Genomic DNA, 14,804 nt, shown 5'->3' on the forward strand with positions numbered 1-14,804 from the left:
GATCTTCGCCTTCGGAATGCGACCGACCACCCAACGCGTCAGCCAGTCCGGGAAGTCGGGCGGGATAGTGACAGTCACTGCGGCGCTGACCGCCCGGTGTATTGGGCCGGATTCGCGACGGGGGTGCGGCCGAGCAGGATCCACGACCCGGTGCTCGCCGATTCCGACGCTTCGTCGCTCCGATCCCGCGTTACCTGGGAGGTCCGGTCGCCGAGTTCGGCGATCTCGATCCCGCCGAGGTCGACGAACGGATACTCGCGGAGAACGCTGTCGATGGCCGCGGCCGGTTGGGCGACCATCTCCTGTCCGATGCCCGAGGTGTCGAAGCCGACGATCCGCAGTCGGTGCCGATCAGCGAGTTCCCCGGCTGCCGCCGCATCGGTCGGTACTCGGATGTGCTTCGGCGGGGTCGATTCGCGCTTCTTCTTGCGGGACTTGCCCTCTCGTTCGGGCTGGGCGGGCTGCGTGCCGCTCGGGTGCGCCGCGAAAACCTGTGCCAGTGGGCGAGCCCCCGACCATAGGGGGCCCGACAGCAACAACGGAAACGTCGTCCCCGGCGTTCGCGACCACGGTGTGCCCCCGGGCCTCCCGGCGACCGAGAGATCACCGGTCCGCGGTGGCGTCGCGACGGCTGGTGATGTCGTGCCCGGCACGGCCGGAATCGAATCATCCGCGCCCGGCAATGATGCGGCATTCTCGGTGCCCGCGACCGAGCTTTCGGCAGCGGGCTGCTGCGCGGAGCCCGGTTCGATCTGCGGTGCGCTCGAGCCCGGGTACATGGACTGCGGACCAGCAGATACGAGTGCACCGATCGGGTTGTAGCCAGTGGTCGTCGCCGGTGCAGTGCGTTGCGTAGCCTGATGATCCCGGGTGCCTGCGACGTCGGCAGCAGCGGACCGGGATCGTGCGGGGTCAGGGCGGTGCCGGGCTCGGCGGAGAGATCCTGTTCGAGACCCACGAAATCTGCGGTGGTCGCTATCAGGCAGACTCAACCTGCTTGTCATCCATCTGGTTTCGGACCTCGTTATCGGCCGCATGCTCAGGTTGTCGTTGTGATGGTGCCGTGCTGGAATAACAACGTAGAGGTGCTGTGTCGGGCCCTGCTTTCCGCGGAGCGCACAAGAATTGTTGCTGCGCGCAGGGCTGTCGTGACCGCGATCACGGACCGGCCGAAGCCACCATTCACCACCGGACTCGGATAAGTTGTCGCCGAGATGGCCACCGCTTTGTTCGCCCAGCGCGACTCTCTGGGCCACCGCCAATTCGATGCCGTATCCGCCCGGTTGGTCGATCTGCTGCGCACGCACATCCTCGGTGACCACCCCACCGAATCCAGTCACCTCGAGGATCTGGAATCCACCATCCGGCACTGTGTCCGGGCATACGCCCACGACCCCGAACTGACCGGCACCACCGTCGCCCACGCTCTGGGCTGGTCCTTGCGTCGGATCCAGGTCGCCCTGCAGCGGGCCGGTACGACACCGCGCGAACTCATCAAGGAAGAACGCCTGCAGCTGGCCTACGCACGACTGCAGGACCCCGCGTACCGCGATCGGAACAACACCACTGTCGCAGTCGAACTCGGCTTCAGCTCCGCCAGCGCGTTCAGTACCGCCTTCCGACATCGTTTCGGCACCACTCCCCGCGATATCCGGTACGGGTGAGCACACGGATATCGCTGCGGCACAACATCTTCCGACGCCCACACACGCAGGTCAACCGACCATCGCGCTGTAACGTGTTCGAACGAACACAGCACCAATAACGTCTTGGCAGCCATCGCGCAACGGGCTAGGACCTCGAGGAGGAGCGCCGGTCGAGACGACCCACCTGCCGCGGGATCGATTCCAGCGCATGTTCGGGATGGCGAACGCCCATGGGCCGCTGTGCTTTCCGGCCGCAGCGGTGGCCGACTATCAGCTCGGCGGCCCGTATCCGCCACCCGAAGACAGCACGATGGCACCCGCCCCGGCTTGTACAACATCTGCTATGTCAACGGTTTCCAGACGCAGCCCGGTGAGCGTGACCTAAAGATGGTTCAGCAACGCGATCTCCTCCTCATCGGAGGCGACGGCCGTCCCCTGATCGCCGAGAGCCCGACAAGCTGATCGCCGACACCGGCGAGGCGGACCCAGCTCGCCCGTGTTATCGGCGAGATGGTCAGTGTTTGCGCCACAAGGGGATTCGACGCGCTGGAATTCGATAATCTCGATTTCAACAGTCGTTAGCGCGACGAACTCACCGCCGCCGACAACCTGGAACTCGCGACGGCCCTGGCAAGCATGGCGCATGCCGCCGGCCTACCCATCGGCCAGAACCACCGCCCAGGGCAGATCCAGTGCCGGCTGCGGCAGGAATCCGCCGCGGTCGGCCACCGCGCGTGTCACGTATTCGTGCGACTGCTCCAGCCGCCGCTGCACCGCTGACCAGTCGGTGGTCAGCACACCGCCGGATTTGCGGATCTGCCCGGCGATGATCACGGTGTCGACATTTGCCGGTTGTGCCTGACTTATCAGGGTGGCGTACGGATCGATCAGCGGAGCGGTGTTCACTGCGTCCGCGCGCACCACGATCACGTCGGCCTGCTTGCCCGGCCGGAGGCTGCCCACACGGTCGGCGAGCCCCAGCGCCTCCGCCCCCCAGATCGTGGCCGCCTTCAGCATCGTCTCGCACGACGGCGGCACCGACAACGGCGCCTTGCCGGTGGCCATCCGCTCGTCGGCATCCAGTAGCCGGCCGACCTGCATCGCGGTGCGCGCTTGCTGCAGCACGCTGCCCGACACCGATGTGGTGACATCACATCCCAGCGTGCAGTGACCGCCCGCGGCCAGCACCCGTTCGGTCGCCGGGCGGCCCATGCCCATCGCCATCTCGGCTTCCGGACACGTGGCCACGTGCCCGCCGGTCTCGACCACCCGCCGCAACTGCTCCGATGACGCGTAGTTCAAATGCACCCACACGATGTCGGGCCCGCGACAGCACAGACCCGTGATGTCGATATCCGTGCAGGGAACTCCTTCCCCAAACGAAATCGAAGCCGACGTCAAGAAACTGCGAGACCGGCGAAACGACCACGCCCATGCGCTGACCGGCTGAGCGTGCGGTGGCGGTCAGCACTGTATGTCCACATCAGTGGCATTCGCGGCGAAGGATACGTGCACGTGGTCGTAATGATTTGCGGTCGGGCTCCCGTTGTCTTCCATGTATGACCAGCCGTTGCCGTCGTTGTAACGCTGCTGCCAGATCACGTAGGTCACACCGAAACGCTGCTGATTGGCCAGCACGAATTCGGCGATCGCATCGCCGCGTGCGGAATCGGATGTCATCAAATCGACTGCCAGGCCGGCGCCGTGATCGTCGTTGCCCCGGCCCAAAGCACCGCCGATGTCGGTGATCCCGAACATCTTTCCGAGCAAGTGGCCCACCTGCGCCACATGCGGTCGGGTGCCGGCGAGTTCGGTCGAACACAGGACGGGTAGGTGTTTGATGTATTCCTCGGCCGACGGTGGTAGTTGCTCGGCCGCAGCTGCTGGTGCCGGCCGCGCCGTCGACGGTGCGGCGGCGGGGGATGCTTGGACCGCGGCATGGGGAGCGGTCGGGCTCGCCACCCACAGCACCACTGCGACAATGGCAGCGATGCCACACGCAGCCACAACCACGGCTAGCGGAGTGCGCTTGCGGCCTACCGAACGTTTGCGGTGTTGACCAGGCATAATGTTGGTTACTGGCTATCGTTGGGGACGCGTCACCGATACATTACGAAATGATCTCGGAAATGTCACGCTGAGTGCCGTCGTCTTGGAGGAGTGCGCATCTGAGAACTCCGATGCCATGGTCGAGTGTTCTGGGCACGCCCCGTCGGTGTCGTTGGCCACCGCCGCTTCAGGACTATCGCGTTGTCGGTCGTGGGACCATCGACAGCAGATGATCCGCTCAGCGAACATGTTCCAGATCCGTTGGGCGGACGCGTCGTGGCGACGACGCTGCCCAGCGAGCCACCAAACACTCAACCCAGTGGTGGGCCTGGCCCGCAGCGCGGGTAGGCCCGTATCCGCGGATCAGTCGAATTCGACCTGGAGCAGATCGGTGAACACGCCGATCGGATCGTGCCAGTCGCCGTGGGCCCAGTCGGCGTTGACATTGGCGACGAGGACGTGGCGGCCGTCGCGGGTGCCGTATGTGTATGTCCACGAACCGAACAGCGCGCCGCCCATTCCCCACAGCACGACGCCGGAGGGCAGAGTTACCGAGGAGATGCCGAGGCCGTAGCCGGTGTGCGCGATCCAGTCCCTGGTGGGGACAGTTCGCAACATCTCGGCTTGTTCGGCGGGGCGGAGTAGCCGGCTGCCGAGCAGGGCTGCAAAGAAGCGGTGCAGGTCACCGGCGGTTGAGATCATGCCGCCCGCCGCGCCGAACATGGAGACGTCCAGCTCGGTCGCGTCGTGGATCGCGGCGTCGGGACTCGGGTCGAACAGTTTCGTGTAGTGGCGGGAGTGAGGCCCCGCTATGGTGGGGTCGCCGCCGTGGGGCAGGAAGGTCGCGGTGAGAGCGAGCGGCTCGATGATGCATCGATGGAGCTCGTCGTGCAGGGACGTGCCGGTGACCGCCTCGATCAGCATTCCCGCGAGGATGTAGTTGGTGTTGCTGTAACCCCACTCCGTGCCCACCGCGAAGGTGGGCGGGTGTGCGAGGGCGATATCGACGAGCACCGCCGGGGTGTGGGTCTCGTAGCGGTTCAACGCTTCTCGGTCGTCGGTGTAGTTGAACAGGCCGCTGGTGTGGTTCAACAACTGCCGCACGGCGATCGCGTCACCGTCATTGCCGTTGCCTCGCACTACGTTCGGCAACCACTGTTGCACGGTGTCGTCGAGGCCGAGAAGGCCCTCACCCACGAGTCGCAGCAGCACGGTGGCCACGAAGGTCTTGGTAGTGCTGCCGATACGAAACCGGTGCTGCGGCAGGCGCGGTCGTCCGGTGGCGGTGTCGGCGACACCCGCCGTACCGAACCATTGCCGTTCACCGTCGCGTACCTCGGCGAGGATCCCGGGCACACCGCCTTCGGTCACCGCCCGATCGAGCACGTCTTGGATCGCGATGGGAGCCGTCGTTTTCGTCATATCCGTTCCTTCTCGTCCGTCCTCACGCCGCCACGAAAGCTACGTCGCGTTTCCTGAGCCATCAACCGTGCGCGGGTGGCTATGTGCTATTTCACCTGCGAGTATTCGCAAATCATTGCAATAGCAGTGCCGAGAAACGCAACGATTCGTTGCAATGACCGGGAGGGTTAACGCACACTGAACCGGACTCCGATCCGGAAGGAAACGACGCACCCATGCCCGGAGGCAGGCTGACCGAGCAGGACCGCAGGCACATCGCCGCCGGGCTCGCGGCGGGACTCGATTACGCCGAAATCGCCCGGCGGGTGGGCAGACCCACCTCGACCGTCACCCGCGAAGTGGCGCGCAACGGTGGACCGCGCGACTACCGGGCCGAGGTCGCGCAGCGAGCCACTCGACGGCGAGCCCGCCGACGCGTAACTACTGCGCAGCAAGGACTTTCCGAGGCCAACGTGGGGCATGAGGACGAAACAGTGCGCGAATTCGCTGAACAGTTCGCGGCATTGATGGTCGATTCCGGCCTACCGCGAATGGCGGCCCGCGTGCTGGCGTCGCTGTTCACCACCGATTCGGGCAGCGCAACAGCGGCCGAACTCGCCCGACGATTGCAGGTGAGCCCCGCGTCGATTTCGAAGGCAGTCGCCTACCTCGACGGGCTCGAGGTGATCCGCCGCGCCCGAGACGGGCGACGTGAACGCTACATCGTCGACGACGATGTGTGGTTCGAAGCATGGTCCGACAGCGCCCGAACGACCAACCGGTGGGCAGAGGCCGCCGAGCGCGGCGCCGAAATCTTCGGCGCGACAACACCCGTCGGTGCGCGACTCGAGCACATGGGCCTGTTCTTCGCCCGACTCGGACACGATATCGCAGGCGGTCCGGTGGATACCGCGGCGGGCGAGCACGCGCTCACCGTCCTCGCCGCGCTCGTGCACGCAGGCACGCCGCTCACCCCAGAGCAGCTTGCCGCCGCGCTGGATTGGCCCTTCGACCGGGTGACGACGGCGTTGCACGACGCCGCCCGCCACCCCGACCTCACGGACCCCGTCGCCGTGCGCAGCAACGAAGCCGATGCCTGCTACGTGGTCGCACGGTCCGATCGCCTCACCACCACCCAGCGGCGAAGGCTCGTCCGGAATACGACGTAGGCCGCGGCAGCGAGGTCGTGGGCGCGAGGCCGCAGGTGGGATGGGGCACTCGGACATATTGCACATGACTTCCGGCTCTTGATCGGGCCGATGCATCGCCCCAGGCTTGAGCTGTGGACGCAGGCGAGCAGGCCGCACGCGTGATCGACGCGCGCCGATACGACGCGGTGATCTTCGATATGAACGGTGTGGTCACCGACAGCACGTCGATGCACGCCGCCGCGTGGACCGACCTGTTCGACCCCTTCCTGGCGTCCTACCCCGCCGGGCCAGGACAGGATCGCTCGCCGTTCACCGTCGCGGACTACCAGCGCTTCGTCGACGGCAAGCCGAGATACAGCGGTGTCGCGGATTTCCTTGCCGCACGTGGTATTTCGTTGCCCTGGGGCGATCCGTCCGACTCGGAGGACGCGGCAACGGTGTGCGGTCTGGGCAATCGGAAGGATCATCTGTTCCGGGATCGGCTGGTCCGCGACGGCGTTCCGGTCTTCGAGTCGACCGTCGCCTTGGCACGTCAACTGCGGGACGCTGGGATCGGTACCGCGGTCTTCTCGGCCAGCCGCAATTGTGCCCAGGTGCTCGAGGCGGCTGGGATCGGGGATCTGTTCACGGTATACATCGACGGGATGGTCGCCGAAAATCTACGGCTGCCGGGAAAACCCGATCCGGCCATGTTGGTCGAAGCGGCTCGACGGCTCGGCGCGGATCCGGGCCGGACGGTCGTGGCCGAGGACACCGAAGCCGGGGTGACGGCCGGGCGGCGGGGCGGTTTCGCGCTGGTGGTGGGTATCGATCGAACCGGGCACGCCGATCAATTGCGTGCGCATGGGGCCGATGTCGTGGTTACCGATCTGGCCGAGGTGCGGGTGCGCGCCGGGTTCCGACGTATGTCGGAGATTCCGGGTGCGCTCGAGTCCTGGCCCCGGATATCGGCTCTGCTCGACACCGCGAATGTGGCCGTGCTGATGGACTTCGATGGCACGCTCGCCCAGATCGTGCCAGATCCGGATGCCGCGGTCCTGGTCGACGGCGCGGCGGCCGCGATCACCGAACTCGCCGGTGTCTGCCCGGTCGCGATCATCAGCGGCCGCGATCTCACGGACCTACGCAAGCGAGTTGGACTGGAGGGGATTTGGTATGCGGGCAGCCATGGTTTCGAATTGATCGGTCCCGACGGTAGCTACCACGTACACGACGCGGCACCGGCCGCCGAGCACGCCATCGCCGCTGCCGCGGATGAGCTGACCCGTCGAGTGGCCGATACTCCCGGAATCCTGGTGGAGCACAAGCGATTCGCCGTCGCGATGCACTATCGCAACGCTGTACCAGAGGTGGTGGCCCGCGCGATCGGCGCAGTGCACGCAGTCGCGCAGCAGTCCGGGCTTCGTATCTCCAACGGTCGTAAGGTGACCGAGTTGCGCCCCGATACGGACTGGGACAAGGGCCGGGCACTGGATTGGATCCTGGACCGGCTCGCGCGCCCGGAGCTGCCGATCTACCTCGGCGACGATCTCACCGACGAGGACGCCTTCGACGCGGTCGCCGCACACGGGATCGCAATCGTGGTGCGCCACAGCGAGGATGGCGATCGGCGCACGGCCGCACGGTTCGCGGTCGACGGGCCGGGACAGGGCAGGAAACTCCTCGACCGGCTCGCCAGGACATTGCATCGCGAATCCGACCCGGACACACCCGATGCCTGGACACTGGCCTTCGACGGCTACGACCCCCAGACGGAGAAACTCCGAGAAGCACTGTGCACGCTCGGCAACGGCTACTTCGCCACGCGTGGGGCGGCGCCGGAAGCACGGGCGGGGGAGCACCACTATCCCGGGACTTATGCCGCCGGTATCTACAACCGGCTCACCGACGAGATCGCCGGACGCCGACTCGCCAACGAGAGCCTGGTCAACCTGCCGAACTGGCTACCGGTGTCGTTCCGGATCGAGGACGGCCCGTGGTTCGACCTCGACACCACCGAATTGCTGTGCTACCGACAGGAACTCGACCTGCGCCGGGCCGTGCTCACCCGCAGCTTCCGGTTCCGCGATGCCGCGGGCCGGATCACCGCCGTCGAGCACCGGCGGGTGGTCGCTATGCACCGACCGCATGTCTGCGCTCTGGAGATGACGGTTGTCGCCGAGAACTGGTCGGGGCGCCTGGTGATCCGCTCGGCGTTGGACGGAGCCGTGCGAAATGAGCTGGTGCAACGCTATCGGGGACTGTCCGGCGACCATCTCACCGACCTACGGGGGACAGAGCTGTCCGCTGATTCGGTGTTGCTGACGGTACGGACGAGCCGGTCCGGAATTTCGGTGGCACTCGCGTCGCGCAGCAGGATCCTGCGGAATGGGGAAGTCATCGTCGAGGCGGGGGAATTCGTCGAACAGGACGGAGCGATCGGACACGATTTCACCGTCGAGGTGGCCGCCGGGGCGGCGGCCACCCTGGAGAAAACGGTCACGATCTGCACCGGGCGTGATCACGCGACCTCGACGCCGGAGGAGGAGGTCGTGCGCTGGCTGAGCACCGAGGGCGGATTCGGGCAACTGCTCGACGGTCATGTCGCGGCCTGGGAACGCCTGTGGGATCGGCTGTCCATCGAGCTCGAAGACCGTAAGAACGCGGCCCGCGTGCTGCGCGTGCATCTGCTGCATCTACTACAGACGCTCTCGCCCAATACCGCCGATCTCGATGTCGGTGTCCCGGCGCGCGGACTGCACGGTGAGGCGTATCGCGGACATGTGTTCTGGGATGAACTGTTCGTCTTCCCGGTGCTGAACCTGCGCTTTCCCGCCTTGACCCGATCATTGCTCCGGTATCGCCACCGACGACTGCCCGAGGCACGACGCGCGGCGCACGCGAACGGCTACTCCGGAGCGATGTTCCCATGGCAGTCCGGCAGCGACGGGCGCGAGGAAAGCCAGCAAATGCATCTCAATCCACGATCTGGACGGTGGAATCCCGACCCGAGCCAGCGAGCTACTCACATCGGTATCGCGATCGCACACAACGTGTGGCAGTACTACCAGGTGACCGGCGACCGCGAATTCCTGCGCGAATGTGGCACCGAGATGCTGGTGGAGATCGCCCGATTCTGGGCCGGTATCGCCACCTACGACACCACCCGGGACCGCTACCGAATCCGGGGGGTGATCGGACCGGACGAATTCCATTCCGGTTATCCGGCACGCCCTTTCGACGGAATCGACGACAACGCCTATACCAACATCATGGCGGTGTGGGTGATTCGGCGCGCTCTCGACGCGCTCGACCTGCTCGCGCCTCGCGAACGCACCGAACTGCTGGAAACCCTCGGTGTGGCGCAACCGGAACCACAGCATTGGGCCGATGTCGGCCGCCGCATGTACGTGCCGTTCCACGATGGCATCATCAGCCAGTTCGAGGGCTACGACCAACTGGCCGAACTGGATTGGGCACGCTACCGGCAACGGTACGGCGATATCCAGCGACTGGACCGCATACTCGAGGCGGAAGGCGACGACATCAATCGCTACCGAGCCGCCAAACAGGCCGACGTGCTGATGCTGTTCTATCTGCTGTCCTCCGACGAATTACGGGAATTGTTGGGAGAACTCGGCTACGACCTGTCTGCCTCCATGATCCCCCGCACCATCGACTACTATCTCGCCCGGACTTCACACGGATCGACGTTGAGCAGCGTCGTCCATTCTTGGGTGCTGGCCCGCGCCAACCGGGAACGCGCGATGGAATTCTTCGACAGCGTCCTCGAGGCCGATATCGGTGACATCCAAGGCGGCACCACCGCCGAGGGTATCCACCTCGGCGCGATGGCGGGCAGCATCGATTTGCTGCAACGCTGCTTTACCGGGCTCGAAACCCGCGGCGAGCGTTTGATATTCGCGCCGCACTGGCCGTCATCCCTTGGTGCGCTGACGTTCCCGATCACCTACCGCGGGCACCAACTCAGAATCCGTATCAGCGGCAGCGACGTCGAGGTCAGGTCGGAGCCGGGAAACCTGCCACCGATCGAGATCGAATGCCGCGGGCAGGTCGAACAGTTGGCCCCCGGCTGGACCTTCCGAGCTCGCGCCTAGTAGGACTTTGCAGAAGGCAGCCGTCGTGGCACCCGCTTCCAGGTCGCCATACCGGACAGCGAACGCCACCTCCGCGAATCGGAGCAGGCCCTGGGAAATGATCGACGAACTCCTCGAACGGGGCCGCACCCAGCCGCCGGTGACCGTCGTCGACGCCGACGACTCGATAGGGGGCGTGTCGAATACAAACGTGGTGGCTTCGGCTACACGATCGATTCGTCGGCCCGCTGTTGCAGCCATTCCGTCAGCGGCATTGTCGGCGGTCGCGTCGAGGGCGCCGGGTCGGCCGCGATCTCGACGTCGTCGATGCCGTCGACGGTGAGCACGAGCTCTGAGACGGTGCGCTGCTCGTCCGAGTCGGCGAAGCGGCCCCGAATGATTGCCCGGCCCTCGGCGACCTCGACCGACCATTGCCGTCTGCTGCCGGCGTAGTTGTCGAGCAGGGCGCGGACATCGGCCGTCATAGCTGCCGTGTCGCGCACGAGGGCGCGCAGAAGGTCGCGGCGAGCGACGATGCCGACGAGCACGCCCGCCTCGACCACCGGCATGGACCGCAGGTTTCCGGTAATCATCCGGGAGGCGATGGTGGAGACGGCCGTACCAGGCCCGACCACCTCGGCCGGGACCGTCATCGCTGCCTCTACGCTCGCGGTCTGGGCGGCACCGCGGGCGGCCAGCGCATCGGCTTCGGTCAGTATGCCGATCACCCGGTCCTGTTCGTCGACGACCGGTAGTGCACCGAATCCGCCTTCGGTCAGCAGCGAAATAGCCTCCGGTAACGGGGTGTCGGGTCGGACCCTGACAACCGGTCGGCTGAAAATGTCGCGGGCATACATTGCATTCACCTCCAGGAAAGAGCCCGGTGCCGAGTGGTCGCGAACCTGATGGTGAGCCGAGTGGCGATGCCGGTCAACCAAGCACGAGCCTTTGGGAACCGCATCGACTTCGGCAATCCTCTCGGTATCGGGCTGATCGAGCGTGGGGCGAGCGGACAGCCGGACCGGTCGCCCGCCCCGGAGTTGTCGGGTAAAGGGGTGAAGCCGCAGGCGTGGCGGTCCCCGCGGACGGTGTCGAGTACGCCACCGAGGATCACACCGCGCCGAACCCGCTCGGTGACGTTCTGTGTCATAACCGGCCTCCTTTCTGCCATCTCACTCCACGCCTCCCGTCGCAGATAGTGGCGAAAGCCCCCTGCGGATCATCCGTTGGCAACCAGACACGACGCCGTGCGCCGGTGGGATGATGGTGAAGGTGGCCGCAGTTCTGCGTTTCTCACACCGCAAACGTTTCTGCTACGCGGGACTCACCAGAAGTGACACCCGGGCGGGCACCCTCATCGATCTCGACCTGACGTACCCACGTCCGGACCGTTTTCTGATGGGTGACTCCCAGCAGTTGGCGCTGCCGAGGTAACTGCCGAACGTCGGCCTCTGGCATATCAGTGAACATCAGCGCTTGGTTTCTACGCCATCGGCACGGCACCAGGACGAGCCTCGAGCCCGTCCAGCAGTAGGCCAAGCAATCGAGTGGCCAGCTCGCGCTGGTGCTCATGTCCACTGATGAGAGTGACGCCGCCGAGCGCCATCAGGACATCGGACGGCGAGACGTCGGCGCGGAATTGCCCTGCGGAAATGCCGGCGTCCAGCAGTTCGGTGACGGCGCCCGCGAGCGCCTCCCGACTGTGCAAGCGAAGGCCTTCGCGGGTCGCGAGGATCGCCGGCAGCGCGTCGGCCATGCCCTGCTTGGTGAGCATGTAGTCGACGAACCGCTCCATCCATGCGCGCATGGCATCGACCGGGGCGAGCTCATGGAGGAGGCTCGACGCGGAGTCGGACAGAAGGTCGGTCGTGCTTCGGTAGGTGGCCTCGATCAGATCCTCCCGAGCCGGGAACCGACGGTATAGCGTGCCGATACCGACCCCCGCCTCGGCGGCAATCGCCTTCATCGAGGTGTCCGCGCCCTCGCGTGCGAACACCTGCGCGGCAACCTCCAGCAGGCGGTCGTAGTTGGCTTGGGCATCGGCGCGAAGCGAGCGCGGCATGTTCCTCCTTGCAAGCGGATGCGCATCCGCTTATGCTGATCGGTAACCGGATGCGACTCCACTTGCATCTTAGTTCAGCATCCCTGGGACCGACAGCGAAGCGCCCAAGGTGGACGAGAGAAGGGCAGAACAATGACAGAACGCATCACGACACCGTTCGGCGCACAGTCGACCACCGATGAGGTGATCGCCGGCGTCGACCTCACCGGACGTCGCGCGATCGTCACAGGAGGTGCCAGTGGCCTGGGCCGGGAGACCGCGCGAGCGCTGGCGTCAGTCGGGGCAGATGTCACGATCGCGGCTCGCAACCTCCACGCAGCCGCGCAGGCCGCGCACGAGATCAGTGCGACGACCTCCAATCCGAATGTTCACGCGGCGCGCCTGGACCTCGCCGACCTCTCGTCGATCGCCGAGTTCGTGAAGGGTTGGACAGGCCCGCTGGACATCCTGGTCGACAACGCGGGCACCATGGCGAATCCCGAGCAGCACACGCCCGAGGGTCGCGAACTCCAGTTCGCAACCAACCACCTCGGCCACTTCGCGCTCACCGTAGGCCTCCACGACGCGCTCGAGGCCGCTGGGCACGCCCGTGTAGTGGTGCTGAGCTCGGTCGGGCACATCAACGGTCCCGTTCGTTTCAACGACTTCGACTTCGTCAAGGAGCCCTACGACCCGTGGCTTGCCTACGCGCAGTCGAAGACGGCCAACATTCTCTTCGCGGTCGAGGCGTCCAAGAAGTGGGCGCAGGACGGCATCGCGGTCAACGCGCTCAACCCGGGCCGCATCTGGGAGACCAACCTGGGCCGCCACATCGACGCCCCGCCGCCGACCTTCGACCCCTCGGGCAAGACCGGTGTGTCGGAGAAGAACATCGCACAGGGAGCCGCGACATCGGTCTTGCTCGCTGCGTCCCCGCTTGTCGAGGGCGTGACGGGCACCTATTTCGAGGACTGTCAGGAGGCCGAACCGTTCCTCCCCGGAGTCCGCCGAGGCGTAGCGGACTACGCCCTCGACCCGGACAATGCCCGTCGGCTGTGGGATCTTTCCATCGAGCTGACCGGGGTCGGCAAGTGAGCGGGCAGCTCGAAGGGACCCGTGCCTTCATCACGGGAGGCGGCACCGGCATCGGCCAGGCCAGCGCCATCGCACTTGCCGCGCAGGGCTGTTTCGTCACGATCGCCGGACGTACCCAACGCACCCTGGAGGAAACCGTCACCCTCGTGCGGGAGGCGGGCGGCTCGGCCGCCTGGGTCCTGTGCGACGTCAGCGACGAGGCCTCGGTAGCCCATGCCGTCGACGCGGCTGCGAGCGAGGACGGCCGACTCGACTACGGCATCAACAGCGCCGGCGTCTCCGGTGGAGACGACCTCCGTCCGCTCGCGGACTATTCCAACGAGCAGTTCGACCGCATGATCGACATCGACCTGCGCGGCACGTTCCTGTCCATGAAGCACGAGCTGCGCCACATGGTGCCCTTCGGCCACGGCTCGATCGTCAACATCGCCTCGGGTGCCGGCATCGTCGGCGTCCCAGGATTCGCCGGATACGTCGCCGCCAAACATGGTCAAGTCGGGCTCACCAAGACCGCCGCGCTCGACTACGGCACTCGGGGCATCCGGGTCAACGCCATCGCAGCCGGCCTCGTCGACACACCCCTGATCGCCGAGGGACGCCCGCCGGAGATCATGGCCGCCCGGATCGCCGCCCACCCCATCGGACGCATCGGACGCCCCGAAGAGATCGCCGACGCCGTCGTCTGGCTCTGCTCGGAACGGTCGAGTTTCGTCACCGGCACCGCCATCCCCGTGGACGGCGGATATGCCGCCCGCTGAACGCCCCCTGGAGAGCGCGACGATCGACCATGTCGCGCTCTCCGTCGGAGACCTCGAAACCATGGTCGCCTTCTATGCGGCCCTGGGGTTCGACGAGGTGTCACGGGCGGACTTCGATCCGGCTCCGATCCGGCTTGCGACGGTCGCGAACCAGCGAGGCGCCAGTCTAGAACTGACGGTCAACGGCCTTTCGGAGCCAACACCCGCCGCCGATCCGATTGCCGCGTCGCGACGGCGCGGACCCTTCCACTTCGCACTCAGAGTCGAACTCCTCGCAGATGCCGTCATTGCGGCAGTCTCGGCAGGAGCCAGACTCGTCTCACAGCCGACCGTGAACTCGCGCCGCGACGCGCAATTCGCCTACATCGCGGACCCCGAGGGCAACCTCATCGAACTGGTTGCTCCCCTCGTTGCAGGTGCTCCGAGACCGACCATTGCAGACGCGCCATCAAATGCATCGGGCGGTGGCGCGCCCGGGCGTCGCTAGCGCCGCGTCAGACAACGTTCGTTAGGTATTCGGGGTGGCGGATCTTGGATCCGACCCCGAAGTCCCGGATCGGTGCGGCCTGTTGGTTGCGCCAGCGGAT

General features: G+C 66.0%; 12 protein-coding genes and 2 pseudogenes. 8 read left to right on the forward strand and 6 right to left on the reverse strand.

Features of this window, described 5'->3' with window-relative positions; genetic code table 11:
• Positions 1-74: 74 nt before the first annotated feature.
• Positions 75-779 (reverse strand): hypothetical protein, encoded by a 705-nt coding sequence (locus AB0L58_RS28555; RefSeq protein WP_364391114.1) that lies wholly within the window; start codon positions 777-779, stop codon positions 75-77.
• A gap of 435 nt (positions 780-1,214) precedes the next feature.
• Between AB0L58_RS28555 and AB0L58_RS28560 the strand changes: the two genes are divergently transcribed.
• Positions 1,215-1,664: a helix-turn-helix transcriptional regulator gene (locus AB0L58_RS28560; RefSeq protein WP_364391116.1), complete on the forward strand. Its 450-nt coding sequence runs from the start codon at positions 1,215-1,217 to the stop codon at positions 1,662-1,664.
• A gap of 636 nt (positions 1,665-2,300) precedes the next feature.
• Here the strand turns inward: AB0L58_RS28560 and AB0L58_RS28565 are convergent.
• From AB0L58_RS28565 to AB0L58_RS28575, 3 genes are all read right to left on the reverse strand, one after another.
• Positions 2,301-2,960 (reverse strand): amidohydrolase family protein, encoded by a 660-nt coding sequence (locus AB0L58_RS28565; RefSeq protein ID WP_364391118.1) that lies wholly within the window; start codon positions 2,958-2,960, stop codon positions 2,301-2,303.
• A gap of 150 nt (positions 2,961-3,110) precedes the next feature.
• Complete coding sequence (locus AB0L58_RS28570; RefSeq protein WP_364391120.1) at positions 3,111-3,713, reverse strand: hypothetical protein; 603 nt, start codon at positions 3,711-3,713, stop codon at positions 3,111-3,113.
• 345 nt (positions 3,714-4,058) lie between these two features.
• Positions 4,059-5,117 (reverse strand): serine hydrolase domain-containing protein, encoded by a 1,059-nt coding sequence (locus AB0L58_RS28575; RefSeq protein WP_364391123.1) that lies wholly within the window; start codon positions 5,115-5,117, stop codon positions 4,059-4,061.
• A gap of 215 nt (positions 5,118-5,332) precedes the next feature.
• Here AB0L58_RS28575 and AB0L58_RS28580 point away from each other — a divergent pair.
• The 3 genes and pseudogenes from AB0L58_RS28580 to otsB all read left to right on the forward strand — a co-directional run.
• Positions 5,333-5,503, forward strand: a pseudogene (locus AB0L58_RS28580) (helix-turn-helix domain-containing protein); the annotation flags it as partial.
• 141 nt (positions 5,504-5,644) lie between these two features.
• Positions 5,645-6,265, forward strand: a pseudogene (locus AB0L58_RS28585) (MarR family transcriptional regulator); the annotation flags it as partial.
• Between the two features lie 113 nt (positions 6,266-6,378).
• Complete coding sequence (gene otsB / locus AB0L58_RS28590) at positions 6,379-10,344, forward strand: trehalose-phosphatase (protein WP_364391125.1); 3,966 nt, start codon at positions 6,379-6,381, stop codon at positions 10,342-10,344.
• A gap of 203 nt (positions 10,345-10,547) precedes the next feature.
• Here the strand turns inward: otsB and AB0L58_RS28595 are convergent, their stop codons facing one another.
• Positions 10,548-11,180, reverse strand: coding sequence for a CBS domain-containing protein (locus tag AB0L58_RS28595; protein WP_364391127.1), 633 nt, complete (start codon positions 11,178-11,180; stop codon positions 10,548-10,550).
• A gap of 415 nt (positions 11,181-11,595) precedes the next feature.
• Between AB0L58_RS28595 and AB0L58_RS28600 the strand changes: the two genes are divergently transcribed.
• Entirely contained in the window at positions 11,596-11,757 is a 162-nt protein-coding gene (locus AB0L58_RS28600; RefSeq protein ID WP_364391533.1) for a hypothetical protein, read from the forward strand.
• Between the two features lie 49 nt (positions 11,758-11,806).
• Here AB0L58_RS28600 and AB0L58_RS28605 read toward each other — a convergent pair whose 3' ends face one another.
• Positions 11,807-12,385 carry a helix-turn-helix domain-containing protein gene (locus AB0L58_RS28605; protein WP_364391130.1) on the reverse strand — a complete coding sequence of 193 codons (579 nt, stop codon included), beginning with the start codon at positions 12,383-12,385 and terminating at the stop codon, positions 11,807-11,809.
• A gap of 132 nt (positions 12,386-12,517) precedes the next feature.
• On the opposite strand from AB0L58_RS28605, the gene AB0L58_RS28610 reads away from it, so the two are divergent.
• Genes AB0L58_RS28610 through AB0L58_RS28620 form a run of 3 tightly spaced genes read left to right on the forward strand, consistent with a single transcriptional unit; the run spans position 12,518 to position 14,704 of the window.
• Positions 12,518-13,459: an SDR family NAD(P)-dependent oxidoreductase gene (locus AB0L58_RS28610; protein ID WP_364391132.1), complete on the forward strand. Its 942-nt coding sequence runs from the start codon at positions 12,518-12,520 to the stop codon at positions 13,457-13,459.
• Entirely contained in the window at positions 13,456-14,217 is a 762-nt protein-coding gene (locus AB0L58_RS28615) for an SDR family oxidoreductase (protein WP_364391134.1), read from the forward strand. The genes AB0L58_RS28610 and AB0L58_RS28615 overlap by 4 nt, the downstream gene beginning before the upstream one ends.
• Positions 14,204-14,704 carry a VOC family protein gene (locus AB0L58_RS28620; RefSeq protein WP_364391136.1) on the forward strand — a complete coding sequence of 167 codons (501 nt, stop codon included), beginning with the start codon at positions 14,204-14,206 and terminating at the stop codon, positions 14,702-14,704. The genes AB0L58_RS28615 and AB0L58_RS28620 overlap by 14 nt, the downstream gene beginning before the upstream one ends.
• Positions 14,705-14,804 lie beyond the last annotated feature (100 nt).

This window comes from Nocardia sp. NPDC052112 (assembly GCF_040680135.1).
GTDB lineage: Bacteria > Actinomycetota > Actinomycetes > Mycobacteriales > Mycobacteriaceae > Nocardia.

Excerpts from the sequence above, each read along its gene's own strand:
- AB0L58_RS28555 (WP_364391114.1), bottom strand. The coding sequence starts at position 779 with ATGTACCCGGGCTCGAGCGCACCGCAGATCGAACCGGGCTCCGCGCAG.
- AB0L58_RS28570 (WP_364391120.1), bottom strand. The coding sequence starts at position 3,713 with ATGCCTGGTCAACACCGCAAACGTTCGGTAGGCCGCAAGCGCACTCCG.
- AB0L58_RS28595 (WP_364391127.1), bottom strand. The coding sequence starts at position 11,180 with ATGTATGCCCGCGACATTTTCAGCCGACCGGTTGTCAGGGTCCGACCC.
- AB0L58_RS28605 (WP_364391130.1), bottom strand. The coding sequence starts at position 12,385 with ATGCCGCGCTCGCTTCGCGCCGATGCCCAAGCCAACTACGACCGCCTG.
- AB0L58_RS28610 (WP_364391132.1), top strand. The coding sequence starts at position 12,518 with ATGACAGAACGCATCACGACACCGTTCGGCGCACAGTCGACCACCGAT.
- AB0L58_RS28560 (WP_364391116.1), top strand. The coding sequence starts at position 1,215 with ATGGCCACCGCTTTGTTCGCCCAGCGCGACTCTCTGGGCCACCGCCAA.
- AB0L58_RS28620 (WP_364391136.1), top strand. The coding sequence starts at position 14,204 with ATGCCGCCCGCTGAACGCCCCCTGGAGAGCGCGACGATCGACCATGTC.
- AB0L58_RS28575 (WP_364391123.1), bottom strand. The coding sequence starts at position 5,117 with ATGACGAAAACGACGGCTCCCATCGCGATCCAAGACGTGCTCGATCGG.